21 protein-coding genes, 1 tRNA gene, 1 other RNA gene and 1 pseudogene are annotated in these 25019 nt (G+C 48.1%); 21 read left to right on the forward strand and 3 right to left on the reverse strand.

The features are described from left to right. Nucleotides 1–26: 26 nt before the first annotated feature. The gene (locus BN587_RS05650) at nucleotides 27–1586 is read right to left on the reverse strand and encodes an alanine/glycine:cation symporter family protein (protein ID WP_021720173.1); all 1560 of its coding nucleotides are present in this window, start codon (nucleotides 1584–1586) and stop codon (nucleotides 27–29) included. Between the two features lie 292 nt (nucleotides 1587–1878). Here BN587_RS05650 and BN587_RS05655 point away from each other — a divergent pair, with 292 nt between their 5' ends. The 7 genes from BN587_RS05655 (at nucleotide 1879) to ffs (ending at nucleotide 8336) form a co-directional block, all read left to right on the forward strand. Then, on the forward strand, nucleotides 1879–3285 hold the full coding sequence (locus BN587_RS05655; protein WP_021720174.1) for an FAD-binding oxidoreductase: 1407 nt from the start codon (nucleotides 1879–1881) through the stop codon (nucleotides 3283–3285). 196 nt (nucleotides 3286–3481) lie between these two features. After that, complete coding sequence (locus tag BN587_RS05660; protein ID WP_021720175.1) at nucleotides 3482–4882, forward strand: FAD-binding oxidoreductase; 1401 nt, start codon at nucleotides 3482–3484, stop codon at nucleotides 4880–4882. A gap of 73 nt (nucleotides 4883–4955) precedes the next feature. Next, entirely contained in the window at nucleotides 4956–6353 is a 1398-nt protein-coding gene (locus tag BN587_RS05665; protein ID WP_021720176.1) for an FAD-binding oxidoreductase, read from the forward strand. Nucleotides 6354–6611: 258 nt separating this feature from the next. Further along, the gene (locus tag BN587_RS11410; protein WP_303684866.1) at nucleotides 6612–6914 is read left to right on the forward strand and encodes a helix-turn-helix domain-containing protein; all 303 of its coding nucleotides are present in this window, start codon (nucleotides 6612–6614) and stop codon (nucleotides 6912–6914) included. A 145-nt stretch (nucleotides 6915–7059) separates the two neighbouring features. Further along, complete coding sequence (locus tag BN587_RS05675) at nucleotides 7060–7920, forward strand: universal stress protein (protein ID WP_021720178.1); 861 nt, start codon at nucleotides 7060–7062, stop codon at nucleotides 7918–7920. Nucleotides 7921–8076: 156 nt separating this feature from the next. Continuing rightward, a tRNA-Ser gene (locus BN587_RS05680) sits at nucleotides 8077–8166 on the forward strand. Between the two features lie 70 nt (nucleotides 8167–8236). Further along, nucleotides 8237–8336: signal recognition particle sRNA small type (gene ffs, locus BN587_RS11885), an RNA gene on the forward strand. Nucleotides 8337–8401: 65 nt separating this feature from the next. On the opposite strand, the gene BN587_RS05685 is transcribed toward ffs, so the two are convergent. After that, entirely contained in the window at nucleotides 8402–9970 is a 1569-nt protein-coding gene (locus BN587_RS05685) for a nitrite/sulfite reductase (protein ID WP_021720179.1), read from the reverse strand. Between the two features lie 167 nt (nucleotides 9971–10137). Here BN587_RS05685 and dnaX point away from each other — a divergent pair, with 167 nt between their 5' ends. The 14 genes and pseudogenes from dnaX to BN587_RS05755 all read left to right on the forward strand — a co-directional run bounded on the left by dnaX (nucleotide 10138) and on the right by BN587_RS05755 (nucleotide 24235). Beyond that, nucleotides 10138–11943 carry a DNA polymerase III subunit gamma/tau gene (gene dnaX, locus BN587_RS05690; RefSeq protein ID WP_021720180.1) on the forward strand — a complete coding sequence of 602 codons (1806 nt, stop codon included), beginning with the start codon at nucleotides 10138–10140 and terminating at the stop codon, nucleotides 11941–11943. Nucleotides 11944–12029: 86 nt separating this feature from the next. Continuing rightward, nucleotides 12030–12356, forward strand: coding sequence for a YbaB/EbfC family nucleoid-associated protein (locus tag BN587_RS05695; protein ID WP_021720181.1), 327 nt, complete (start codon nucleotides 12030–12032; stop codon nucleotides 12354–12356). Between the two features lie 4 nt (nucleotides 12357–12360). After that, on the forward strand, nucleotides 12361–12960 hold the full coding sequence (gene recR / locus BN587_RS05700; RefSeq protein WP_021720182.1) for a recombination mediator RecR: 600 nt from the start codon (nucleotides 12361–12363) through the stop codon (nucleotides 12958–12960). Between the two features lie 22 nt (nucleotides 12961–12982). Next, the gene (locus BN587_RS05705; protein WP_021720183.1) at nucleotides 12983–13255 is read left to right on the forward strand and encodes a pro-sigmaK processing inhibitor BofA family protein; all 273 of its coding nucleotides are present in this window, start codon (nucleotides 12983–12985) and stop codon (nucleotides 13253–13255) included. Nucleotides 13256–13433: 178 nt separating this feature from the next. Then, nucleotides 13434–14651: a dicarboxylate/amino acid:cation symporter gene (locus BN587_RS05710; protein ID WP_021720184.1), complete on the forward strand. Its 1218-nt coding sequence runs from the start codon at nucleotides 13434–13436 to the stop codon at nucleotides 14649–14651. A 212-nt stretch (nucleotides 14652–14863) separates the two neighbouring features. Further along, on the forward strand, nucleotides 14864–15529 hold the full coding sequence (locus tag BN587_RS05715) for an NUDIX hydrolase (RefSeq protein ID WP_021720185.1): 666 nt from the start codon (nucleotides 14864–14866) through the stop codon (nucleotides 15527–15529). A 14-nt stretch (nucleotides 15530–15543) separates the two neighbouring features. Continuing rightward, complete coding sequence (locus tag BN587_RS05720; RefSeq protein ID WP_021720186.1) at nucleotides 15544–16902, forward strand: LCP family protein; 1359 nt, start codon at nucleotides 15544–15546, stop codon at nucleotides 16900–16902. A 341-nt stretch (nucleotides 16903–17243) separates the two neighbouring features. Beyond that, complete coding sequence (locus BN587_RS05725) at nucleotides 17244–18101, forward strand: DegV family protein (RefSeq protein WP_021720187.1); 858 nt, start codon at nucleotides 17244–17246, stop codon at nucleotides 18099–18101. A gap of 21 nt (nucleotides 18102–18122) precedes the next feature. Then, a complete protein-coding gene (locus BN587_RS05730) occupies nucleotides 18123–19730 on the forward strand; it encodes a DAK2 domain-containing protein (protein WP_021720188.1) in 1608 nt (535 codons plus the stop codon). Between the two features lie 5 nt (nucleotides 19731–19735). Beyond that, entirely contained in the window at nucleotides 19736–20167 is a 432-nt protein-coding gene (locus BN587_RS05735) for a Fur family transcriptional regulator (protein WP_021720189.1), read from the forward strand. A gap of 163 nt (nucleotides 20168–20330) precedes the next feature. Further along, the gene (locus tag BN587_RS05740; RefSeq protein WP_021720190.1) at nucleotides 20331–21146 is read left to right on the forward strand and encodes an MBL fold metallo-hydrolase; all 816 of its coding nucleotides are present in this window, start codon (nucleotides 20331–20333) and stop codon (nucleotides 21144–21146) included. A 13-nt stretch (nucleotides 21147–21159) separates the two neighbouring features. Further along, the gene (locus tag BN587_RS05745) at nucleotides 21160–22257 is read left to right on the forward strand and encodes a S1C family serine protease (RefSeq protein WP_021720191.1); all 1098 of its coding nucleotides are present in this window, start codon (nucleotides 21160–21162) and stop codon (nucleotides 22255–22257) included. After that, nucleotides 22254–22765 (forward strand): annotated as a pseudogene (gene rlmH, locus BN587_RS05750) (23S rRNA (pseudouridine(1915)-N(3))-methyltransferase RlmH). The gene BN587_RS05745 and the pseudogene rlmH overlap by 4 nt, the downstream one beginning before the upstream one ends. Before the next feature lie 216 nt (nucleotides 22766–22981). Further along, entirely contained in the window at nucleotides 22982–24235 is a 1254-nt protein-coding gene (locus tag BN587_RS05755; protein WP_021720193.1) for an ATP-binding protein, read from the forward strand. Nucleotides 24236–24424: 189 nt separating this feature from the next. Here the strand turns inward: BN587_RS05755 and rbr are convergent, their stop codons facing one another. Then, nucleotides 24425–24964: a rubrerythrin gene (gene rbr / locus BN587_RS05760; RefSeq protein WP_009146377.1), complete on the reverse strand. Its 540-nt coding sequence runs from the start codon at nucleotides 24962–24964 to the stop codon at nucleotides 24425–24427. Nucleotides 24965–25019: the final 55 nt, after the last annotated feature.

The raw sequence follows: 25019 nt of genomic DNA on the forward strand, positions 1-25019 counted from the left end.
TGCGAGCAGCGGCCACGCTTAATTTTTTAGTGATGATATTCGTTTTTGTGTTCCTTGGCCAAAGCGTCCCAAACAGGCAGCTGCAGGCCGGCGATTTCGGAGGTGAACGGAGTACCGTCGTTCTTTTCGAAATGCTTCCAGGCACGCAGTACATATTTAAAGCCGATATATTGCAGCGGTAAGTTGCAGTATACCATGAGGATGTTGGCGAAGTCGCTCAATTCCCAGAGTGCGCCTAAATCCATACCGGCGATGTTGGTGATAACACCGAAGGAAATAACGATGAGGCACAGTACGCGTATGGCGTTGATGAAGGACGCCTTACTGGAAATGCGGTTAGCACACATTTCGGTGAAGGACATGAAGCCCAAGAGGCAGGTGAAGGCAAACAGGCCGAAGCAAACGCTTACAAGCAGCGTAACAACGCTGTAAAGCATGTCACTGCCACCGGTCAGAGCGCCGCAGGAGGCTAAGAATTTATCCAGCTTGCCCATCTCGAACCAGGCATTGGCATCAGCTGTGAGCCACATGCTGCCCATGATAACGACAAAGCCGGTCAGGGTGCAGATAACGATGGTATCAAGGAATACGCCTAAAGCCTGCACACAGCCCTGCTCACAGGGGTGTGCAACCTCTGCTGCCGCTGCCGGCATGGTGATGGTACCCTGGCCTGCTTCGTTGGACATCAGGCCGCGCTTAATACCCTGGCTGAGTGCCAGACCGAAGGCACCGCCGAAAACAGCATCAGGCGCAAAGGCCTGCGTGAAAACGGAGCTGAAGAACAGCGGGATGCGCTCAAGGTTGCCGACAGTCAAGGCAATGACGGTGAGCACATAAATAACTGCCATAACGGGAACGATGCGGTCAGTAACCTTCGTAACCTTTTTGATGCCGCCGAAGCTGATAACAGCAGTGATAACAATAAGCACTGCAAAGGAAATCCAGTAGAGCGAGGAATTGGTGGGGATATTCACACCACTGATTTTGCTGGCGATGGCACCCACGGCGGAAATAGTGTTGAAGCCCTGCGCGGGGAAGCACAGCAGCGCATAAACGATATATAGCATGCTGAGCGCAACGCCGGCAGCGGCGGAATCGTTCAATAATTTGCGTGCGTAAAAGGGCAGGCCGCCGACATATTCGTTATCGCGCTTTTCCTTGAAAATCTGAGAAAGCGTGGATTCGGCGAAGGACGTTGCCATGCCGAAGAATGCAGAAACCCACATCCAGAACAGCGCGCCCGGGCCGCCGATGGAAATTGCGCCGGTTACACCCAAAATATTGCCGGGGCCGACACGCATGGCGGTGGAAAGCAAAAAGGCTGTGAGTGAGGAAATACCGTTGCGCGTATGATTGCGCTGCATCAGCACCTTCACAGCGAAGATAAAGTTGTGCACCTGTACAAAGTGCAGACGGAAGGTGAAGTAAATACCTGTGCCGACCAATAAAATAATTGCCAGACTGAAGTTTCCCAGAATGGGGATAGAACTGTACCAGTCGAGATTACAGGGGAAATCCCAGAACCAGTTGGAAACAATCTGGATTTTGGCGCAGATTGCGTTAACTGCATCAAATAAAGCTTGCATAAGACCTCTCTCCTATAGCTGTAAATTTATTTTGCCCTTGCGTTAAGGCGCAGCAAAGGCAGCTTCATTATCTATATCTTAACCTTTTTTATATTGCTTGGCAATGGGTGCGGGGAAGTATACAATATATGGCTGAGCCTATTTTCTCTGCAAGAAAAACTTTTTGTGTTGATTTCTCATACATAATTTACAGACAAACAGAGTGATTTGTACTATAATATAAAGTTAGATAAGTAACATCTGCTGTCTTTCGCACAGATGTCTATATGTAATTTAGAAATGAGGGAATATGATGAAAGAGTATAATTCCGTATCAGAACCGTTTTTAGCGGATGTGCGCGCCGTAGTAGGTGACGCCAATGTATTTACCGAGCCTGAAAAGCTGGAGCAATATAAAACCGACGAGGAATATGATCCGCGCCGTTTCCGTGTGCCTGAGGCTGTTGTGCGTCCTGCCAATGCCGAAGAAATTGCCGCAGTTGTGAAGCTGTGCAATAAGTACAATGTGCCGCTGACTGTCCGCAGCGGCGGTACCAGCCTTGCCGATGGCGCAATTGCTGTCTGCGGCGGCATTGTGTTGCTCATGGAGCGCTTGAATAAAATTATCGAGATGAATACCGAAGCGATGTATGTTGTCGCCGAAGCCGGCGTGCGTACAGTTGATATTCAGAAGATGGCCAACGAAGCAGGCTATCTTTACGCAGGTGACCCCTGCAGCGCCGAAAGCTGCCTGATCGGCGGCAATCTGGCAACCAACGCCGGCGGCAACAAGGCAGTCCGCTATGGCGTTACCCGTAATCAGGTTTATAGCCTGGAGATGGTTACCCCGACCGGCGAAATCGTGGAGGTTGGCAGCCGTCTGAAAAAATGCAGCACAGGCTATTGCATGGAGCAGCTTGTAATGGGCAGCGAAGGTACTTTGGGTATTATCACCAAGGTGACTTTGAAGCTGCAGCCGATGCCTCCTTATCGCTTTGACCTGCTGGCAGTTTTTGACGACCCGTTCAAGGCTCTTGATGTAGTGCCGAAGATTATGCAGGCCGGTCTGAACCCGACGAGCATGGAATATATGGATAATTCCTATGTGCGTGCCTGCGCCGATTATATTGAATTTAAGGGCGCACCGCATTATGAGGACGGTATTTACGTTATCATTACGGTAGAAACCTTCAGTGAGGATGAGCTGGACATGAAGATGGAGCAGCTCGACGAGCTGTGCGAGGCAGCAGGCGCCGTTGAGGTTCTGGAAGCAGATGACCGTATTTGGGCAATGCGCCGCAACTGCCAGGAATCTATCAGCCTTGTAAGCAAGGTTTCCCTGACCGACGATGTTGTTGTGCCTGTAGACCGCATTGCGCCGACCATTAAAGAAATTATGCATATCGGCAGCAAGTATCCCTTCCCGATTCCAGTAAAAATCAATGCGCATATCGGTGACGGCAATCTGCATATCGTTCTCTGCAAATGCGATTTGGATGATGCAACCTGGGAAAAAATCGTGCATGACTTCCATGAAGAGGTTTATGCCTATGCTTACGCTCAGGGCGGCCGCTTAGCCGGTGAGCACGGCATCGGTGCCAAGAAGCTGGCTTATATGGAAGAGTTTACGCCTGCCGGTGAGCTGGAGCTGATGCGCAGGATTAAGCTGGCTTGGGATCCGAATTTGATTTTAAATCCGGGTAAGGTGTTTAAAGCATGAAGTCTGACGAATAAGGCATCATAGACGCAAAGACCCGGTTTGTCGCAAGCTTTGCGTAGCGAAAAACCGATGGTCGTGCTAATGTCGCTTGCGACGAGCTTCATCACAGTCACCTTGACGTACGTTTAGTACGCCGGCGGTGCCTGTTCTTTGCCTCTGATACCTTCTCGTCAGCCTTTAGAAAAGGTAGTGTATTATGAGCAATTACAATTCTGTAACTCCTGAATTTATTGATGAATTAAAAACGCTGTTGGGCGAAAAATATGTCAAAACCGATGCTGATACGCTCGACCGCTACAAGACGGACGAGGAGGCAGACGAGCGCTGCTTCCACCTGCCGGATGCAGTGGTAATTCCCGCCGATGCCGAAGAGATTGCCGGTGTAGTGAAGCTATGCAACAAGTATCTCATTCCGCTGACCGTGCGCGGTGGCGGTACAGGTATCGTTGACGGCGCTATTGCCGACAAGGGCGGCGTAGTGCTGCTGATGGAACGCCTCAACAAAATTATCGAGCTGAATAAGGAAGGCTTGTACATGGTAGCACAGGCCGGTGTGCGCACGCTGGATATTCAGGCAGCGGCGAAGGCGGAGAATCTGCTTTATGCAGGTGACCCGTCGAGCAGCGACAGCTGCCAGATCGGCGGCAACCTGGCGACAAATGCCGGCGGCATCAAGGCAGTGCGCTACGGTGTAACGCGCAATCAGGTCTACGCTGTGCAGATTGTTACGCCCTACGGCGACATTGTTGACCTGGGCTCGCCGCTGAAAAAGTGCAGCACAGGCTACTGCATGGAACAGCTTGTTATCGGCAGCGAGGGCACGCTGGGTATTATTACGCAGGTAACGCTGAAGCTGCAGCCCTTGCCTCCGTATAAAATCGATATGCTGGCAATTTTCCATGACCCGATGGCGGCAATCGGCGTTGTACCGCAGCTTGTGAAAGCAGGTATCGACCCGACAAGCATCGAATATATGGATAATCCTAATGTGCGGACAACCTCGGAATACCTTGAGTTCCCCGGTGCGCCGCATATTGAAGACGGTATTTATGTTATCATTACGATAGAAACCTTCAATGAAGATGAGCTGGACATGAAAATGGAGCAGGCCAGCGATATCTGCGAGGCCGCAGGCGCTGTTGATGTTCTGGAGGCTGATGAGCGTATCTGGTCGATGCGCCGCAACTGTCTGGAATCTGTCAGCCTTATTAGCAAGGTGTGCACGACGGATGACGTTGTTGTGCCGGTTGATGAAATGAGCGACATGATTCAGTACATCATTAAAACTGTGGCGAAATATCCCTTCCCTCTGCGCATCAACGCGCATATCGGTGACGGCAACCTGCATATCGTGCTGTGTAAGCTGGATTTGTCCGATGAGGAGTGGGAAGCCGAACTGAGCCGTTTTACGGAAGAGGTTTATACATATGCTTATGCGCATGGCGGCCGTCTTTCCGGTGAGCATGGCATTGGCAGCAAGAAGGCACACTTCTTGGAGCGCTTTACTCCTGGCGGTGAGCTGGAACTGATGAGAAAAATAAAAAAAGCCTGGGATCCCAATAATATCCTGAATCCAGGCAAGGTTTTTAATTTATAAGACTATCTCAATGGTCTGCTGTAAAACTAAAATATGTAGCATTGTAGCTAAGTAGCAAAGGAGAGATTTTAGTATGACAAAGTACAATCCCGTAACCGAAGAAGTTCTGGAGGAGCTGCGTAAAGCAGTCGGTGCAGAGCATGTAAAAAATGATGCCGAAACTCTGGAGCGTTACAAAACCGACGAAGAGCCGGATGCTCATTACCACCATCTGCCGGAGGTAGTTGTAGCACCGGGCAGCACCGAAGAGGTGGCTGCTGTTATGAAAATCGCCAATAAATATCTTGTACCTGTAACTCCGCGCAGTGCCGGTACCAGTGTATCCTGCGGTGCGATTCCTGTTTTCGGCGGCATTGTGCTGCTGATGGAACGCATGAACAAGATTATTAAGCTTGATGCCGATGCTATGTATATGGAGGTTGAGGCTGGTGCGCTGACCTCTGATATTCAGGCTAAGGCTAACGAAGCAGGCCTGCTGTATGCCGGTGACCCCTGCAGTGCTGACAGCTGTATGATCGGCGGCAACATTGCAACCAACGCCGGCGGCAACAAGGCTGTACGCTACGGCACTACCCGTCATCAGGTTTATTCTATCGAGGTTGTTACTCCGACAGGTGAAATCGCTGAGCTGGGCAACCGCCTGAAAAAATGCAGCACCGGCTACTGCCTCGACCAATTGGTAATGGGCAGTGAGGGTACTCTGGGTATCATCACCAAAGCAACTCTGAAGCTGTTGCCGCTGGCTCCGTATCGTCTGGATATCCTTGCAGTTTTCACCGAGGTACAGAAGGCTGTCGACCTAGTGCCTGCGCTGGTTAAGGCCGGCCTGAATCCGACAAGTGTTGAATTTATGGACAACGGCTTTGTACGTGCTGCCAGCGATTATGCAGAACAGCGTCTGCCGCATTACGAGGATGGCAGCTACGTTATCGTTACCGTGGAAACCTTTAACGAGGACGAGCTGGATATGAAGATGGAGCAGCTTGACGAAATCTGTACTGCCTGCGGTGCAACCGACGTTGTTGAAGCAGACGAGCGCGTATGGAAGGTGCGCCGCAGCTGTCTGGAAGGCTCCAAGGCTTTGAGCAAGGTATCTACCTCTGATGACCTTGTTGTACCTATCGACAAAATCGCTGTCTGCCTGAACCACCTGATGGAGGTTTCCAAGCAATTTGATTTCGAATGCATGTGCCTGGCTCACGCAGGTGACGGTAACCTGCATTTCAACTGCCTGAAGATGGATATGACCGACGAAGAATGGGAAAAACAGCTCGCAGAGTTCCACAAAATCTGCTACGCATATGTTTATAGCCTTGGCGGCCGTCTTTCCGGCGAGCATGGTATCGGTGCGAAAAAGATTGACGCACTGGCAGCTTATTGCGACCCGGTAGAAATGTCTATCATGAAGACTATTAAACGCGCTATGGACCCGAACAATATCCTGAATCCGGGCAAGCTTATCCGTGCCTGATTCTTTTTGAGCACTGCTGAATAATTTTAATATAGCGTCCGACGTACTCTTATATGCAAGAGTACGTCGCTTTTTTTATTTACAATATTCCTCGCCTACATTATAAATGTTGCCAACTTGATAGAGGCAGAGTTAAATAAATTGCCGAAAATTAAAAAACTATTGCTTGTAAAATACGTATATGTTATAATGCTGTCTGTATAAATTTAATTAGGAATAATGAATATATATTATGAAAAGGTGAGGATGATGATGAATATGACAGAGGAATACAATCGCTTGATAGGCAAGCGTGTAAAAATGCAGCGCATTTCCGCTAAGGTATCTCAGACAAAATTGGCGAAAGAGTTGGGGGTAACTCAGACGCATTTAAGCAATATCGAAAACGGACGCGCGGGTTTGACAATACCCAATCTGATTAAGCTGCATCAGATTTTGGAATGTCCTATCAGTTCTTTTTTTGTGGATATCGAAGGGGAAAAGGAAGCTGATAACAGCAGCGATATAACTCTGGAAAATGTTATGGAGCTGGCAAGACTCCTGAAAAAGGCACGTGCCTGAAACAAAAAGCAAAGTCATTTTATGGCTTTGCTTTTTGCTTTTGCTGTGGCAGTATTTTTAGGAAAGCTGTTTTTTACTCAGGCAGGAATTTCGGGATTCATGGCGAACTATCCATATATTACATATTTTTTAAAGGAGCAATTAGATGAGTACATTCACCAAGGTCCTGTTGGCCACAGATCTGTCCCCGCAGGCTGATAAATTGACCGAGTGTCTGTTTTGCTTATGCCCCGATACGGAAACGGAAGTGGTTTTGGCTCACGTCTTTGATGATGACGATGATGCCGACCCTGACGGTAGCAGCTTTAAAAAAGCGCGCAGCCGATTGGATGGGTATAAAAATGATATAGAGCAGGCAGGCTATGAAGAAATTTCCATTGTAACCCCGGCAGGCGAGCCCTGCGAAACCTTGAGCAGGCTGGCGGAAGAAAACGACGCTGACCTGATGCTGGTAGCATCTCACCGCAAGGGCTTTTTGAAGCGTGCGCTGATGGGCAGCACTACCTATGAGCTGGCACGGGCTACAATGATTCCCCTGCTGATTAATAAGGATGAGGAAGATGAGGTTACAGAAAATCTGCTGGATACTGTGCTGATACCGACCGATTTTTCCCGTAAATCCTTAGAAGCGCTGAACGTTATCCGTAGCTTGCGTGAATATGTAGGCAAGGTATTGTTTGTGCATGTTGTTGAGCATAGCAGAAACAAACATGATTACAAGGAAAAATACGGCAGTGCCAAGATGTTTTTGCAAGAGCTGGTAGACGAAATGAAAATTTTCGGTATTGAAGCCGATTACCGCATTGCACATGGCGTAGCCTCCAGAAAAATTGCCGCTATCTGTGAGCGCGACAATGTCAGTCTGATTATGATGACTAAAACCGGTGCCGATATGACTAACGGTGATGACTTGGGCAGCATCTCGGAAAACGTGGTCCTGAATTCTGATTGTGCGGTAATGCTGCTGCCGGCTGAAGACAGTGATGAGGAGGATACCTTCTCCTAAACTGCCGCAGAAGATTTTTTTGATGATTTTATAAAAATTTTTACAAAAAATGCTTGACTTTCATTAAAAATGCCAGTATAATACTACTTGCAGTTATGTTGACTGCGGGTACGTATTGTGCTGGCAAATTGAAAATAGTTTAAAGTTTTCAACCTTGGAGAGATGACCGAGTGGTTGAAGGTGCACGCCTGGAAAGCGTGTGTACGGGAAACCGTACCGAGGGTTCGAATCCCTCTCTCTCCGCCACTTAAAAATCTGCCGCACTGAGCGGCTTTTTTAATAAAATCATATAGCTTGTTTCTCTGTAGGATCGTAGAGCCGGGTCCTGCGCAATGGGAGCCTGTGAACCAGGTCAGGTCCGGAAGGAAGCAGCCTTAAGCGGATACTTTCATGTGCCGTGGGGAAGCCCGTCTTTGCGGTCCTACAGGGAAATAAACGAAGAAAATCCGTCGCATGTGCGACGGATTTTTTTGTGCTGCGCTTATTTGCTGAGCAGCTCGATTTTTTTCATATAGGGAGCAACGATAGTAGCGATGGCCTGAGGATTTGCTGCCTGCCAGGCGGCAAAGTCCAGCCCGCTTTGGGCGATATGCTTGCCGATTTCCAAAAGCACGAAGGGGATATCTTCGGCGAGCAGTGTGCCTGCTTCTTCCCCTAGGCGTTCGCTGCCCTGCAGTGAGCAGCCGTTGATGTACATAGTGAAGGCTGGGTGTGCTGTGCCCTTGATGACCTTAACTGTACCGCGGAAGCCGAGTTCGCCTATTTGGTGGGTGCCGCAGCTGGAAGGACAGCCGGAAATATAAATCTGCGGCAGAGCATCACTGGCGGCGTACTGCGTAGCCATTTCTTCGAAGCAGCTTGTCAGCAGGCTTTGGGAATCTCCCATGCCCATCTGGCAGACGGTGGAGCCGATGCAGGCCACGCTGCTTGTGAAGGCATTATAGGCTGTGTCAGGCGTGAGCGACATTACCTTTGCTGCTTCGGGAGCAGTGAGGTTGATAATATAGACGCTTTGGTCGGGTGCAAGACGCAGCTCGGCGGCTTTAATGTTCTGCAGATAATCGGCCAGGGCGAGGAAGCTTTCGATTTTGGGCAGTCCTGCCTGTGGATGATAATTGACAGCGTAAAGACCGGGCTGCTTCTGTGAGGTAATGCGGAAGCCGGTGATGAGCTTGAAGTCGCGCTTGGTGATTTTTGTTGCCTCAGGCTGCAAATCAAGACCGCCTTCCTGCAGTGCCTGCAGGAGGCGTTCGCTGTAGGCTGCCTTGTAAGCGGCTTCGCCGCCTAAAAGCTCAGGCAGATAACGGGTGCGTGATTTGGATCTTTGCGTATAGGTACCGCATTCGCGGAAGGTGGCGAGCATTGCTTTAATATGATACAAGATTTTTTCGGGAGCAACAGCCTCGGCCATTTTTATACCTATGCAGGGAGCAGGGCCGAGTCCACCGGCGCTGTAGACATCGAAGCGACCGTCGGGACGGGCGGCGAAGCCTAAATCGCGCATGGTAGCGTGCGTAAGATTTTGCGGTGAATTGGAAAAGCCGGTCTTTAATTTGCGTGGCAGCTTGCCGTCGGGAATAGTTGCAACAAGATATTGCGCCGCTGCTTCAGCGTAAGGAAGCACGTCAAAATATTCCTCGCGCTCCACACCGCTTAAGGGTGAGCAGAGCACATTACCGGGATAGTCACCGCCGCAGCCGAAGGGGATGATATCCGCGTCCAGGCATTGCTCCAAAATTTCAGCGGCAGCCTCGGCGCTGAGATCATGCAGCTGTATAGTCTGCCCGGTTGTGAAATGAATGCGGCTGATGTTATATTTGCGGATTATCTCGGCGATGAAGGCCAGTTTTTCCGCAGTGATGCGTCCTGCGCTGCAGCGCAGGCGCAGCATGTTGCTTTTGCCGTCGCGCTGGGCAAAGCTGCCGAAGTAACCGGAAAACTCCTTGTAGGCAATTTTGCCGATTTTTTCGTTATGATAGTCGGCAGTCTGTCCGGCAAATTCCGGCAGCTGCCTGCGCAGGAAATCTTTATCAATTTCGGGTATAGTCATGACTGTAGCCTCCCTTTTTAAATTGCTGAAGATATTATATAATACTTTGGTGTATTAGTAAAATATTTATTTCAACGTGATTTTGGGACTACAAAACTTCAATTTACATTTCAGGCTATTTTGAGTATAATAATTATGTATGTAATAAATTCCGGGGAGGTGCAGTGATGGCTTATGTAGCATTATACCGCCAGTGGCGTCCGCAGGATTTTGACGCTCTTGTGGGACAAAAGGCTGTGAAAACAACCTTGAAAAATGCTTTGGCAAGCGGTAAAATTGCTCACGCCTATTTGTTTTCCGGTCCACGCGGCACCGGTAAGACCAGTATGGCGCGTATTCTGGCCAAGGCCCTGAATTGCGAGCAGGGGCCGACTGCCGAGCCCTGCGGCCAATGCGGCAACTGTCAGCGCATTGTACAGGGAACCTCTCTGGATGTAATTGAAATTGACGCTGCGTCCAATACCAGCGTAGATAATATCCGTGATCTGCGCGAGCAGGTAGCCTTTACACCTGCCGAAAGCCGTTATAAGGTTTATATTATCGACGAGGTGCACATGCTTTCTACCGGAGCTTTCAATGCTTTGCTGAAGACATTGGAGGAGCCGCCGGCACACGCTGTATTTATTCTGGCGACTACGGACCCGCAGAAGGTGCCTGCAACGATTCAGTCGCGCTGTCAGCGCTTTGAATTCCGCAGGGTAACGGTAGACGAAATTGCGGAGCATCTGGCCATGGTAGCCGCTGGCAGTGGCATTGAGGCAGATGCGGACGCGCTGCGCTTAATAGCGATTCAGGCTGAGGGCGGTATGCGTGATGCGCTGAGCCTGCTGGACCAGTGTGGTGTCATGGCCAAGCGCGTTACTGTTGCTACCGTGCGCGAGGTACTGGGCATCGTAGGGCGTGAAGCGCTGCACGAGCTGACAGGAGCAATAGGCCGCAGACAGCTGCCGCAGGCGCTGGCTACGCTGAATCTGCTGCTGGAGCAGGGTAAGGATGTCAAGCAGGTGCTTACGGAGCTGATAGAGTATTTGCGGGCGCTGGTGCTTTATCTGGCTGTGCCTGACTATGAAGAAATTTATCTGACGGATACCAAAGAAGCGCTGGCAGAGCTGGCGCCGTTATTTGGGCGTGATCGCTTGCTGGCGGCGGAAGAAAGACTGCATAGTGCTATTCAGGAGCTGCGCGGCTCAATGCGTCCGCGCATCACTGCGGAGCTGTGCTTATTGGATTTGTGCCGCGTAGAGGGCAGCACATTGGCTGCTTTGTCGGCAAGGATAGAACAGCTGGAGCGTCAGCTGGCAGGCGGTGTGATGCCTGTTTATCAGCAGGCTCCGGTTAATGCTCAGCCTGTGCCTGCTGTGGCAGTGCAGCAGCAAGCTGCACAGGAACATGCAGCGCCGGCAGCGCAGCAGACACCTGCGGCAGAGCCTATGCAGGCAGCAAAACCTGCTCCTGCTAAGAAGCCGGTAGCTAAAGCGCAGCCTGCTGCCGATACGCTGGCTGCAGCGGTGAACGCCGCTCCTAAGCCTAAAAGTGCCAGAGTGCAGCAGACAGAGGAATATGCCGGTGATTTTGCCGCCGGTGAGGATTTCTGGAAGCAGGCTCTGGAGATTATGAAGGCTGAAAAGAAGAACTCGATGGTGTCCTGTGCTAAAAACGGCAGAGTCTTCAGCTTTGCCAATAATATTCTGCAGGTGGCCTTTAAGGCGCCCTTCCTTGCGGACAGAATGAACAAGGATGACTATCGCGGTGCCTTTGAAGAGGTTCTGCTGCGTCTGGCAAGACGTGAAATCAGACTGGAGGCTGTGATTGAGGGCAAGGCTAAGCTGCCGCAAAAGCCTGTAAAGCAGCAGGAGGTGCAGCAATCGCCCGAAAGCGAAACGCAAAATCTGCAGGCAGCGCAGCTGCCGGAAAACCTGCGCAAGGCATTTAATGCCTTAGGCGGCAGTGTAACGGATATATCAGACCAATGAAACTAAATTGAGACTAGCAGGTCTTGGCTTATGTTTCTGAGAATATATAATATCAATATATGTAAATATCAAGGAGGAATTTAATTATGTTTCCAGGTGGCATGGGTAATATGCAGGCAATGATGAAAAAGGTACAAAAAATGCAGTCCGATATGGCGAAAATGCAGGAGGATCTTAAAAGCCGTACTGTAGAAACTTCTGTTGGCGGCGGTGCTGTAACCGTTGTTGTCAGCGGTAAAAAAGAACTGAAATCCATCAAAATCAATCCGACCGCTGCAGATCCCGAGGATGTAGAAATGCTGGAGGATATGATTCTGACAGCTGTCAATGACGCTATGAAGCAGATTGACGAGCTGACCGAAAAAGAAATGGCTAAGGTTACCGGCGGTATGAAGCTGCCTGGCATGTTCTAAGCTGATGGCAAGAATGATCAGGCCGCTGGCTAATTTATATGAGCAGCTCAGGCGTTTGCCGGGCATTGGTTCGAAAACAGCTATGCGACTGGCCTATCATGTGATTGACATGCCTGCGGAGGATGTGAAGCAGCTGGCGGCGGCTCTGAGCGGCGCCAAGGAGCAGATTCACTACTGCAGCCGCTGCTTTAATCTTACTGACAGCGATGTATGCGAGATTTGCCGTGACAGCTCGCGCGACAGCTTTACTATCTGTGTAGTGGAGCAGCCGCAGGATATTGCGGCGATGGAGCGCAGTCATGGCTATCACGGATTGTATCATGTGCTGCATGGTGTGCTGTCACCGCTGGATGGTATTGGTCCGGAAAAGCTGCGCATCAGAGAGCTGCTCTTGCGTTTGCAGCAGGAATCAGTCAGTGAAATTATTATTGCAACCAACTCAGATGTAGAGGGCGAGGCGACTGCTACCTATCTGGCGCAGCTGCTGAAGCCTGTAGGAATAACCGTCAGCCGTATTGCTCATGGCCTGCCGATGGGCGGCGATTTGGAATATGCTGACGAAATAACCTTGTCTAAGGCGCTGGAAAACAGGCGCAAGATGTAGAAAGGACTGGCGTTATTTATTTATGGAACTTAATGCTATTTTGTCACCGCTTGGTGCTTTTGGACCGATGATTGCTGGCGTACTGTTGCTTTTAGTAATAGTAAAGCTGCTGTCGATGCCCTTCAAGCTGGTGTGGAATGGTCTCTGCGGCGCTTTGCTGCTGTGGTTTATCAATGTAGTAGGCTCGTTGGCGGGCTTTACCATGAAGATTACGGTTATCAAGGCTTTGATTGCCGGCTTCTTCGGTGTTCCCGGTGCTCTTGCCGTAGTGCTGTATGAGCTTTTAGTTAAATAAGATAATTTGCTTTTACCCCTGCACGTTGCTGCAGGGGTATTTTTATGCGCTTCGACGGGATAATCGTAAATAATATTGTATACACGGCAATAATACTGTATACAATCGGACTTTTCTCTGATAAGTTGTTATAATTAGCTTAACAGTTTTTTTACTTAATTATCTGGGGGTTGTAAAAATGAATTTATCTACAAAAATTTTAATCGGCCTTGCGCTTGGTATTATTGCAGGCCTGGAGCTGGGTGCTGAAGGCGCCGGCTTCGCCAAGACCTGGATTGGTCCTCTGGGAACAATTTTCATGAACATGATCAAAATGGTTATCGTACCGCTGGTATTCTCCAGCCTGGTAATTGGTGTCACCAGCCTTGGTGATATCAAAAAGGTAGGCCGTATCGGTGTAAAAACTGTAGCGTACTATCTGGTAACCACTGCTTTTGCTATCGTTATCGGTCTGGCAATCGGTACCATCATGCAGCCGGGTGTTGGCCTGCATATGGCTGCTGATACCGCGAAGGTTGCTGCTAAGGCTGCACCGCCTATTTCCAAGGTTATCATTGACATTTTCCCGACTAACCCGCTGGAAGCTATGGTTAAAGCCAACATGCTGCAAATTATCGTTTTCTCTCTCTTCGTTGGCGCTGGTATCACCGTTGTCGGTGAAAAGGCTAACGCTCTGAAGCACACCATCGATGGTCTGGCTGAGGTTTCCTACAAAATCGTTGGCATGATCATGGCTGTTGCTCCGATTGGTGTTTTCGGTCTGATTACTCCGGTAGTTGCATCTAACGGTCCTTCCGTACTGTTGCCGCTGCTGAAGGTTGTTATTGCTGTATATCTTGCTTGCCTCCTGCATGCAGTTCTCGTTTATGGCTCTATGATCAAATTCCTTGCAGGCATGGGCTTCATCCAATTCATTAAGGGTATTGCTCCGGCATCCCTGATGGCTTTCAGCTCCTGCTCCTCCGGTGGTACTCTGCCGCTGACCATGAGCTGTGCTCAAAAAATGGGCGCTTCCAAAGAAGTTTCCAGCTTCGTTCTGCCGTTGGGCGCAACCATCAACATGGATGGTACTGCTGCTTATCAGGGTGTATGCGCACTGTTCATTGCTCAACTGTACGGCATTGACCTCACCGCTTCCCAATACATGACCATTATCGTTACCGGTACTTTGGCTTCTATCGGTACTGCAGGTGTTCCGGGCGCAGGCTTCATCATGTTGACCATGATTCTGACTAGCCTTGGTCTGCCGCTGGAAGGCTCTGCTCTTATCGCAGGTATCGACCGTATCCTGGATATGCCGCGTACCTCTGTTAACATCACCGGCGATGCTGCTGTAACTCTGCTGGTTGACAAGAGCGAAAAAAAGCATGCAGAAGCTGAAGCTCCTCTGTATTAATTAAAATCTGTCTTTCCCTTGGCGTCAGCTGCATTAGCGGCTGGCGCTTTCCTTTTATGCAGAAATATAGTGTTTAAAGTGCATTTTTCAAGGATTGTTACCTGGATTTTACAGCTTAGTTACATTTGTTGGCAGGAAAAAACTTTTGCTGCGCAGAAATTTATAAATACTATTTAATTTTGCAGGCAAAGGTGTTAAAATAAGGTGTTATTATGAATGAGATGGAAAAATTACAGTATGTATTGTTTGAGCGACTGCACCGTCGTGCTCCTGGCATTGATAAGCTGGACCGTTTGTGGGACGCTGCTGTGCTGCTGCCCTTAGTGCGTACTCCAGAAGGCATAAGTGTGCTTTTTGAAGAGCGGGCGCATACGCTGCGCAGTCAGCCGGGTGAAATATGCTTCCCTGGCGGTAAGTACGAATGTGCGGATAACAGTTTCCGCAATACCGCAGTGCGCGAAACCTGTGAGGAGCTTGGCCTGCAGCCGGAGAATATCACCATCTGCGGTGAACTGGATTGTCTGGTAACGCATAACGGACCGATTATCCACCCCTTTGTTGGTCTGATTGATGATATCAGCAAGATTACGTACAGCAAGAGTGAGGTGGAGCGCATCTTTACTGTGCCGCTAAAGGTGCTTTTGGAGCAAAAGCCGCGGCGTGGCTCTGTACAGCTGGCAGATCATCCGGGTGATGATTTCCCATTTGACCTGGTGCCGCAGCGCAAGCGTGGCTGGCGCATGAACAAATCCTACTATGTGTATTTTTACCTGTATGAGGATAAGGTTATCTGGGGCCTGACTGCACGCATGCTGTATGCTTTCCTGTACCGCAGCCGCAAGGAGCTGACGGAATATCTGGCAGAAGAAATTGATTGAGAGGTTATATAAGGATGAAAAGCATTCTCCAGACAAAAATTTTAATGATTGTAACGGCTATCTGTGTAGTAGGCTATATTGCCTTCGGTTATTTCTTTCCGGAAACGGGATTGGATAATCTTGCGCCGACAGACAGGCTGAATCTGAAAAAGAATATCGTTGTTATGGGTGTTGACGAACGCTCCGATGATGTGGGGCGCAGTGATACGCTTTTTGTCGTAATGTTCGACAGCAGCAACAAAAGCGCTTCCCTGCTTTCTGTGCCGCGTGATACACGCGTACGTATTGACGGTCACGGCTGGGATAAAATTAACCATGCCTACGCTTACGGCGGACGTGAGCTGACACAGAAAACTGTAGAAGAGCTGCTGGGTATCAAAATCAACAATTACGTAATGGTTGATTTTAAAGGCTTTACCGGTCTTGTTGATGCTATCGGCGGTATTGATATCGATGTGGAAAAGGACATGTACTACCATGATACCTGGGATGGTTTTACCGTTGATCTGAAAAAGGGCCGTCAGCATCTGGACGGCAAAACAGCCATTCAATATGTACGCTTCCGTGATGAAGAGGGCGATATCGGCCGTATCCGCCGCCAACAGCATTTCCTGATGGCAGTTTACGACAAGATTACCTCTGCCGATATGCTGCTGCATATCCCCGGCCTGGCTAAGCAGCTGACCTCTATGGTAAAGACTGATATGCCTCTTGGTGATATGATGGATTTGGGCAGAGCGCTGCATTCCATGGTTAAGGAAAAGGGCTTGTCTATGGCGATGGTTCCTGGTACTCCGAAGTATATCGACGGTATCAGCTATTGGCTACCGGATATTACCGACCTGCGTGAGCTGATGGTCAAGATGCAGGGTGCAACTATGACGGAGCACTATAAATCTGCAGCTGAGCTGATGGAGAAGGAATACAACAACGCTGTGGAAAAGGTAGAAAAGGGTGATGACAGCGAAGAAAACAAGGAAGCTGTCAAGGAAGAAAAGGAACTGAAGGCTAAGAAAGAAGAAAAAGCGAAGGAAGAAAAGAAGAAGCAAGCTGATAAAGACAAGGATGCAGGTAAAAATACTGCTTCCCAAGAAGCTTCCTCCGAAAGCCGCGGAGTTGTACGTCTTGTTAACTGCAGCGGCAGCAAGACAGCAGGCGCAGATGCTGCTGCGCGCTTGCGCAATGCAGGCTTTGAGGTTATCAGCGGCGGCAGTGGTGATGTAATTGCCAATACAATTGTTATTTCTACGACTAATAATGGTGCTGTTGTCAATCGTCTTTCCAACGTTCCCTTTGCGCACCAGATGCGCATCAGCCGCGACGGTGCTGCTGACTGCGATGGTGTTGTTATGCTGGGCGCAGACTTCAAATAAGCTTGATAATCAATAAGAGAGCTGTCCACGAATCAGAAGGTGCTTCTGAAGCTCGTGGACAGTTTCGTTATTTAACGTAAAAAAATTTACAAAAAACTCTTGCATTTTGTATACAAAGATGGTATACTAAGAACATCAAAACAGCCCCTCATTTGGCCCTTCTTCGTAAGGGCTTTTTTTTTTAGCCTTTTTAGAAATTTAGTATTCACTTTTGGAAATATTGTCAGTTAGCCATAGTCAATGTAGCAATAGTTTTCAGAATATGGTACAATATAATATAATATGGGAGAGGAACGGATATAACTTATATAGAGAATATTCATAACTAACAGGAGGCTTATATGCACGATGAAATACATGTTGTCGTAGATAGCATTTCGGCAGCAGATGAAACAGCTTTGAAGGATGATCCCCGTTGCCATATCCTGAGGTTGATTATCCGTCATGGAGATTTAGAATGGCAGGACGGGGAACGCTCGTTGGCAGAATTGTTCGGTATGGTAGACGCAACCGGCAAGCTGCCGATTACTTCACAGCCGCCTATCGGTGTTGTAGTGGAGCTTTTTACCAAGCTTGCTCAGAAAGGCAAAAAGGTTATTATGCTGACAATAGACAGCGTACTAAGCGGTACCTATCAGACCGCCTGCGTTGCTGCGCGTCAGGTAATGGATGATATAAAGGGTGCGGATATCCGTGTAATCGATAGCAAGACTGCTGCCTGCCCTATCAGCGGCATTGCGATGGAAGTACTGAAGCATACAGCTGCAGGCATGGATATTGACGAGGCCGAAAAAATGGCGCGTGAGATGGTTGCGCGTACAGAAACATTTTTCAGTGTAAATACATTAGACTATTTGCAAAAGGGTGGACGCATTGGCGCAGTTGGCGCTTTGATAGGAAGTATTTTTGGTATTCGCCCTATTGTGCACTTAGATAAAGAGGGCAGACTGGAAGTTGCGGACAAGTGCCGTACCCGTAAAAAGGTTATGAAGCGCATGGTTGAGATGGCTGCTGAAAAGGCACCCATTGAAGCAATTTTCGTCGCTCATGCAGAGGCTTTGGCAGATGCAGAGGATTTGAAACAGCAGTTGCAGGGATTGTTCCCAAATGTACCGACTATGCTTACAGGTATCGGCACCGTTTTGGCTGCTCATCTCGGACCCGGTGCTATCGGTGTATTTGTCCGTCGCAAAGCCTGAAAGGAAAGGTGTGGGGTTTAGATGAATAATAGCAAGGTAATTACCGGCAAGCAGCTGAAGGATATGCTGCTGGGTGCTTACCATAGCTTTGAAAAGAATTTTGAAGCTATTAATGATTTAAATGTATTTCCGGTACCGGATGGCGATACCGGTACTAATATGATGCATACTATGGCGTCCGTGGCGAAGGCTATCAGCGCAATGAGCGATGAGGCTGAGGCCGGCGAAATCGGTGCCGCAGCTGCCCGCAGCGCTATTATGGGTGCACGTGGCAATTCCGGCGTAATTTTATCGCAGCTGCTGCGTGGTATCGGCAAGGGTGTTGCCGGTAAAAAGACGCTGAACAATACAGAAATCGGCAAGGCTTTCCAGTTTGGTATTTTATATGCTTACCGCAGTGTATCCAAACCGGTAGAAGGTACTATTCTGACAGTAGCCCGCGGCATGGCCAAGGGTGCTTATAATGCTGTCCGTGGCAACGTTAGCCTGGAGGAAGTACTGCTGGAGGCTATCCGCAGCGGCAAGGAAGAGCTTGCAAGAACTCCGGAGCTGTTGCCTGCACTGAAGGCAGCCGGTGTTGTTGATGCCGGCGGTCAAGGCCTGATTGTCTTTTTCGAGGGCTGTCTGGCAGGCCTGCGCGGTCAGAATTGCGAAGTGCTGGATGTTACACCGCGTGCCAAGGTACAGATTCAAAAGGGCGAGCCGCTTGATTTGGAATATCCTTATTGCACCGAATTTATCGTCAAGGATGCTGATGTTGATAAGCAGACCGTCAGCAAGGCCTTGGAGGGCATGGGCAATTCTATGATTGTAGCAGTGGTAGAGGATATTGTAAAAGTGCATATCCATACCAAGCATCCCGGTGATGCGCTTAATATGGCGCAGACCTGGGGAACACTGCATGATATCAAAATAGAAAATATGCGTGACCAGCACGAAAACCGTCTCTTTACTGCCGAGGATATTCAACCGGTAAAGCATGGCGTTGGTGTGCTTACTGTTGCAGCCGGTGACGGCATTGCCAAGATTATGCATGAAATGGGTGCTGCAGAGATTATCAGCGGCGGTCAGAGCATGAATCCTCCGGTTGAGGAGTTTGTCAATGCTATTGAAAACGGTACCTGCGAGCAGTACATTATTCTGCCGAACAATAAGAATATTGTTTTGGCGGCTGAGCAGGTGCGTAAGCTGCTGGGTAATTCCAAGGTAGCCTATGTTCCTACTACCAATATGGCGCAAGGATTGTCCGCACTGCTGCATTTTGATGCAACACGCAGCATGGACGAAAACACTGTTATTATGACCAAGGAAGCCAAGGAAACAGCCAGCGGCAGTATTACCGTAGCTGTACGCGACAGCGTAGTAAACGGTATTGCTATCCATGAGGGCGATTATCTTGGTATCTTAAACGATAAAATTGTTTGCAACGGCAGCAGCATGGAGGAAGTGCTGCAGAAGATGCTGACAGATGGGGATTATGAACTGATCAGCTTATATTATGGTGCCGATGTAACTGAAAAGCAGGCTGAAAAGCTGGCAGCTGAAGTGGAAGAGCTGAATGATGAATGGGAGGTTGAAACCTTTTACGGAGGACAACCGCTGTATCCGATTCTGTTGGCAATGGAGTGATGAATATGCTTACAAGTCAGGAATTAACCAACCTGTTGCGCGAGCGTGGCTATAAGGTCACCCCTCAAAGACTTGCTGTTTATGAAGCCTTGGCTGATGAAACATGGCATCCGAATGCAGAGATGCTGTTCAATAAGCTGCAGCCGAAGTTTCCTGCTATGAGCTTTGCTACGGTGTATAAAACTGTAGAGATTCTGCACGATATCAACGTTATTCAGATTCTGAATACGGGTGAGGACAGCTTCCGTTATGATGCTGATATCAGCGAGCATTATCATCTGCGCTGCTTGAAATGCGGTGCGGTAGACGATGCGCTGATGGATGACGGCGTTAAGCTGCAGCTGACACAGGATGTAGAAAAGCAGAGCGGTTATACTATCAGCCGCCGTCAGTTCTATTTCTTTGGCTTGTGTCCGAAGTGTTCTACGATGCATTAAACTATAAAGAAGTGTACCGATTCTCTAGTTGGTTGGTACACTTTTCTTTATATATTGGGTAATTATGTCAGATTTTTGTAGCGTTATTTTTACCAAAATGCCACAATAGCAGTTAGTGAATTTGCTATAATAAAGATGTTATATTGATAGGAGTGAAGGCGTTGTGCTAAACGACTTTCAGATTGTGATGCTGGCCAGCGGCAGCAAGGGAAATGCCGCTTTGATAAGCACAGCAAAGCAACGCTTTTTGGTTGATATAGGTATCAGCTGCAGAGCGTTGACAACGAGAATGAAGGAAATAGGCGTCAGCGTAAACGAGCTGGACGGCGTGTTTATTACACATGAGCATGTCGACCATGTCCGCGGGCTGGCAACCTTTTTAAAAAATTATCAGGTGCCTGTATATAGCAGTGCGCTTACCTGGCGTGCAATATTAGCCAAGGACAGCAGTCTGGTGCGCCAGAATTGCCGTCTTATTGATAATAACCGTCTGCTTTGCGGTGATCTGGAGGTGCAAAGCTTCAGTATTCCGCATGATGCCGTTGACCCGCACGGATATACCTTTACGAGCCGCAGCAACGGCTCTAAGTGCACATATCTTACGGATGCGGGTTTTGTGACCGATACCATCCGTGAGGCGGTTGCCGGCAGCAGTGCTTTGGTGCTCGAAGCCAATCATGATGTGGAAATGCTGAAAAATGGTCCATATCCGCGTCATCTGAAGCAGCGTATTTTAAGTACGCTGGGACATTTATCCAATGATACCGCCGGACATTTTCTGACGGAGCTTGAACGTCTGCCGGAGCATATCGTGCTGGCGCACCTGAGTGAGCACAATAACCTGCCGCAGCTGGCGCAGGATACGGTGCAGAATATTTTACATGATAATAACCGCCTGCAGGAAATAGAGCTTTTTGTGGCTGCTCAGAACAGGGTAGTAGCAGACAGTCCGCTGCCGGCAGTCTTAGATTTAAAATAAGGAGTGGATACAGATGAACAAGAGTATCTGGAAAAAATCAGCTAATATTTTTGTCTGTGGCCTTTTGGGTGCGGCAATTCTTGTTGCCGGCTGCGGCGACAATAAAACCTCCGCCGCAGTACATGAAAAGCCTGCTGCCAAGACTGAGCAGCAGCTGAGCGCAGCGCGCAATACACCGATTGTAGCTGCCGCCAAGAAGGTTGGTCCTGCTGTCGTAGGTATCACCAACAAGGCTTATGTGCGCGACTTCTTCAACCGCACGCAGCTGATGGAGCGTGGTACAGGCAGCGGCGTTATTTATGACAAGGCCGGCTATATTGCAACCAACAACCACGTAGTTGAGGGTGCATCGGAAATCATCGTCAGCCTGCCTGACGGACGTACCGTTAAAGGCAAGGTACTGGGTGCCGATGCTGTAACCGATTTGGCTGTAGTAAAAATTGATGCGGATAACCTTACCGTTGCCACCTTTGGTGACAGCGATACACTGCAGGTCGGAGAACCGGCAATTGCTATCGGCAACCCGCTGGGACTGGAATTCCGCGGCAGTGTAACCGCAGGCGTTATCAGTGCATTGAACCGCAGCATTGAAGTAGGCGAGCGTAAGTTCAACCTGATTCAGACTGATGCGGCAATCAACCCCGGTAACAGTGGCGGTGCTTTGGTAAATGCTGACGGCGAGGTAGTAGGCATCAACAGTGCTAAGGTTGCTGTAAGCGGTGTTGAAGGCATTGGCTTTGCTATTCCTATCAACACAGCTAAACCGATTCTGCAGGAGCTGGCAGAGCGTGGACGCATTGCAAGACCTTATCTGGGCGCTTCGCTGATGGATCAGGAAATTGCTAACCGCTATGGCTTTGAAATCAACCTGCACGGCGGTATCTTCCTCGTTAAGGTTGTTCCCGGCAGTCCGGCAGCGAAGGCTGATATCCGCCCCGGCGATATTCTCCTGAGCTTTAATGGCAGCAAAGTTAAGACTGCCGTTGACCTGCGTACTGCTCTCTCTAAATGCAAGGTAGGCGACAGAGCCGAAGTAACTATTATGCGTAACGGTCAGAGAGAAAGCAGAACTGTGGTCTTGGAAGAGGTTCCGAAGGATTATGGCAATTGAAGATAACGATAGCCTGTGTAGGCAAAATTAAAGAAAAATATCTTACTGCGGGGATAGAGGAATTCAGCAAAAGGCTGACGCCCTTCTGCAAGCTGGAAACGCTGGCAATTAACGAAGAGCGTATGCCCGATAATCCCTCCCCTGCGGAAAAGCAGCAGGTGCTGGAGCGTGAAACGCAACGCCTGCTGGCAATTATTCCGGCAAACTCCTATGTGATTTTGCTAGATGTCATCGGCAAGCAGCTGAGCAGCCCGGATTTGGCGGCAAAGCTGGACGAGCTGGCGCTTGCCGGCAACAGCCATATCACCTTCGTGATTGGCGGGGGGTTTGGCGATACTTAAGAGTGATTGGCGGTGCCTTTGGCTATACTGATGCGTTGCGTAAGCGTGCCGATTTGGCGCTGAGCTTTTCTAAAATGACCTTTACGCATCAGATGATACGTTTATTGCTGATTGAGCAGATTTACCGTGCTTTTAAAATCAGCAGAGGCGAAAAATATCATTGGTAAGTTAAGCTGAATAAGCAATAAAAAAGAGTCGTGCGCAGGCACGGCTCTTTTTCGTTGCAACAGAAATGAAACGTAAAGATTTGCGTTTCGTTTGCGTATTGGCTTTGAAACTAAAAATGAGATGAAAGTGGAACGAAAATAAAACGTAAAAAATACGTTGCGCTTACTGCTGAGTTCTGCTACAATTTATTTAATAGTGATAGGGAGGTGTAACAGATGAAAGAAACTAAAAGCCTGGAATTTAAGTCTGAAGTCACCAATACATTTCTGAAAACAGTCAGTGCTTATGCTAATTATGGCGCTGGAGAAATTTTATTTGGCGTAAGGGATGACGGAACTCCTTGCGGTATAAATAATCCTGAAAAGGTATGCCTTGATTTAGAAAATCGTATCAATGACAGCATTTCGCCAAAGCCTGGTTTTACACTGAGAATTAATTCTCAAAATAATACTATAGCTTTAAAGGTTTCTGAAGGTCTGGACAAACCGTATTTGTACAAGGGAAAGGCCTATAAACGTAATGATACTTCTACCATAGAGGTTGATAGAGGTGAATTGAATCGTTTGACTTTACTTGGTACGGGAAAATATTATGATGAACTTCCTGCTGGAAATAGCGAATTAAGGTTTACTATTTTAGAAAAGGAATTGCAGGCTAAGCTTGGCATTAAGAAGCTGACAAAAGATATATGCAGAACCTTGAATTTATATTACAGCAAGGACAGATTCAACAATGCCGGAGAACTTTTGGCAGATACTAACAGCTTCCCGGGCATTGATATTGCTAAATTTGGTAGCAGTAATGATGTGATTTTAGATAGGGAGCTCATTAAGAATGTATCAGTTATTGAGCAATTTGCTAAGGCGATAAAGCTATTCAGGCGTTATTACGTATATGAACTGATAAAGGGCGCTGAACGAATTACTAAGGAACAGATTCCTGAAAGGGCATTTCGTGAGGCATTAGCTAATGCTTTAGTACATCGCACTTGGGATATCAATGCTAATATAAGAGTATTGATGTATACTGATAAAATAGAAATAGTTTCTCCTGGTGGCTTACCATTAGGTGTTAGCAAGGAAGAATATTTGAAGGGGTATGTATCTGTTTTACGTAATCCTACTTTAGGCAATGTGTTCTTCGGATTAAAATATGTAGAAATCTTTGGTACAGGAGTGCGTAGAATTTTAGAAGCATACAGGAACGCTGACGTGAAACCGAATTTTGCTATAAGTGACAATGCAGTAATGGTTACTTTGCCTAGCGTGGAGTATCAACTTCCGCTTGCTGTGGATGAGCAAGCAGTTTTAGAAGTATTTGCCGCTAATTTAGTTTTGGCAAGCTCTGATGTTTCAGCTATAACAGGCTTTAGTAGAGCTAAAACTATTAGATTATTGAACAGCTTAGTGGAGAAAAATAAGCTTGTTAAAGGTGGCAAGGGTAGGGGTACAAAATATTCCTTAACCTAAAAATTCATTATAAGAAATTAGAGCCATGCATAATTTGCACGCCTCTTTTACGTTGTATTAGAAATGAAACGTAAAAATTTGCGTTTCATTTGCGTATTGGTTTTGAAACGGAAATAAAGAAAAAGTGCAACGTAAATTTTACGCTACACTTTTCTACTTTCTCTTATGCATTTGGGGAGATGTATAAGCTTAGAAGTTATCCATATGTACTTCAAAGAAACCTTGCGGATGAGCGCAGACAGGGCAAACTTCCGGAGCGCTGGGGCCGACTACAATATGACCACAGTTGCGGCATTCCCAAATGGTCAGGCCGCTGTCTTTGCTGAAAACCTTCATTTCTTCGATGTTTTGTAAGAGTTTACGATAGCGTTCTTCATGACGTTTTTCGATAGCTGCAACACCGCGCATTTTTGCTGCGATTTCAGGGAAACCTTCTTCCTCAGCTTCTTGTGCCATTTTTACATACATATCGGTCCATTCATGGTTTTCGCCTTCAGCTGCTGCTAAAAGGTTAGCTGCAGTATCGCCTAACTGGTCTAATTCCTTGAACCACATATAAGCGTGAGCTTTTTCATTATTAGCGGTTTTCTCAAATAATTCAGCGATTTGATCATAGCCTGCTTTGCGGGCTACAATACCAAACCAGGTGTATTTGTTGCGTGCCATGGATTCGCCAGCAAATGCCTCCAACAGGTTCTTTTCGGTTTTGGTGCCTTTTAATGATTTCATATTATTCCTCCTTACTTCTGGCAAACTTATTTTAGAGCGGTATAAAAATATTGTT

The sequence above is a fragment of the Phascolarctobacterium succinatutens CAG:287 genome (assembly GCF_000434895.1).
Classification (GTDB): Bacteria; Bacillota; Negativicutes; order Acidaminococcales; family Acidaminococcaceae; genus Phascolarctobacterium_A; species Phascolarctobacterium_A succinatutens_A.

Excerpts from the sequence above, each read along its gene's own strand:
- recR (WP_021720182.1), top strand. The coding sequence starts at position 12,361 with ATGGCAAGAATGATCAGGCCGCTGGCTAATTTATATGAGCAGCTCAGG.
- BN587_RS05725 (WP_021720187.1), top strand. The coding sequence starts at position 17,244 with ATGCACGATGAAATACATGTTGTCGTAGATAGCATTTCGGCAGCAGAT.
- BN587_RS05710 (WP_021720184.1), top strand. The coding sequence starts at position 13,434 with ATGAATTTATCTACAAAAATTTTAATCGGCCTTGCGCTTGGTATTATT.
- BN587_RS05660 (WP_021720175.1), top strand. The coding sequence starts at position 3,482 with ATGAGCAATTACAATTCTGTAACTCCTGAATTTATTGATGAATTAAAA.
- BN587_RS05730 (WP_021720188.1), top strand. The coding sequence starts at position 18,123 with ATGAATAATAGCAAGGTAATTACCGGCAAGCAGCTGAAGGATATGCTG.
- BN587_RS05695 (WP_021720181.1), top strand. The coding sequence starts at position 12,030 with ATGTTTCCAGGTGGCATGGGTAATATGCAGGCAATGATGAAAAAGGTA.
- BN587_RS05655 (WP_021720174.1), top strand. The coding sequence starts at position 1,879 with ATGAAAGAGTATAATTCCGTATCAGAACCGTTTTTAGCGGATGTGCGC.
- BN587_RS05705 (WP_021720183.1), top strand. The coding sequence starts at position 12,983 with ATGGAACTTAATGCTATTTTGTCACCGCTTGGTGCTTTTGGACCGATG.
- BN587_RS05745 (WP_021720191.1), top strand. The coding sequence starts at position 21,160 with ATGAACAAGAGTATCTGGAAAAAATCAGCTAATATTTTTGTCTGTGGC.
- dnaX (WP_021720180.1), top strand. The coding sequence starts at position 10,138 with ATGGCTTATGTAGCATTATACCGCCAGTGGCGTCCGCAGGATTTTGAC.
- BN587_RS05650 (WP_021720173.1), bottom strand. The coding sequence starts at position 1,586 with ATGCAAGCTTTATTTGATGCAGTTAACGCAATCTGCGCCAAAATCCAG.
- BN587_RS05735 (WP_021720189.1), top strand. The coding sequence starts at position 19,736 with ATGCTTACAAGTCAGGAATTAACCAACCTGTTGCGCGAGCGTGGCTAT.
- BN587_RS05675 (WP_021720178.1), top strand. The coding sequence starts at position 7,060 with ATGAGTACATTCACCAAGGTCCTGTTGGCCACAGATCTGTCCCCGCAG.
- rbr (WP_009146377.1), bottom strand. The coding sequence starts at position 24,964 with ATGAAATCATTAAAAGGCACCAAAACCGAAAAGAACCTGTTGGAGGCA.
- BN587_RS05685 (WP_021720179.1), bottom strand. The coding sequence starts at position 9,970 with ATGACTATACCCGAAATTGATAAAGATTTCCTGCGCAGGCAGCTGCCG.
- BN587_RS05720 (WP_021720186.1), top strand. The coding sequence starts at position 15,544 with ATGAAAAGCATTCTCCAGACAAAAATTTTAATGATTGTAACGGCTATC.
- BN587_RS11410 (WP_303684866.1), top strand. The coding sequence starts at position 6,612 with ATGACAGAGGAATACAATCGCTTGATAGGCAAGCGTGTAAAAATGCAG.
- BN587_RS05755 (WP_021720193.1), top strand. The coding sequence starts at position 22,982 with ATGAAAGAAACTAAAAGCCTGGAATTTAAGTCTGAAGTCACCAATACA.
- BN587_RS05715 (WP_021720185.1), top strand. The coding sequence starts at position 14,864 with ATGAATGAGATGGAAAAATTACAGTATGTATTGTTTGAGCGACTGCAC.
- BN587_RS05665 (WP_021720176.1), top strand. The coding sequence starts at position 4,956 with ATGACAAAGTACAATCCCGTAACCGAAGAAGTTCTGGAGGAGCTGCGT.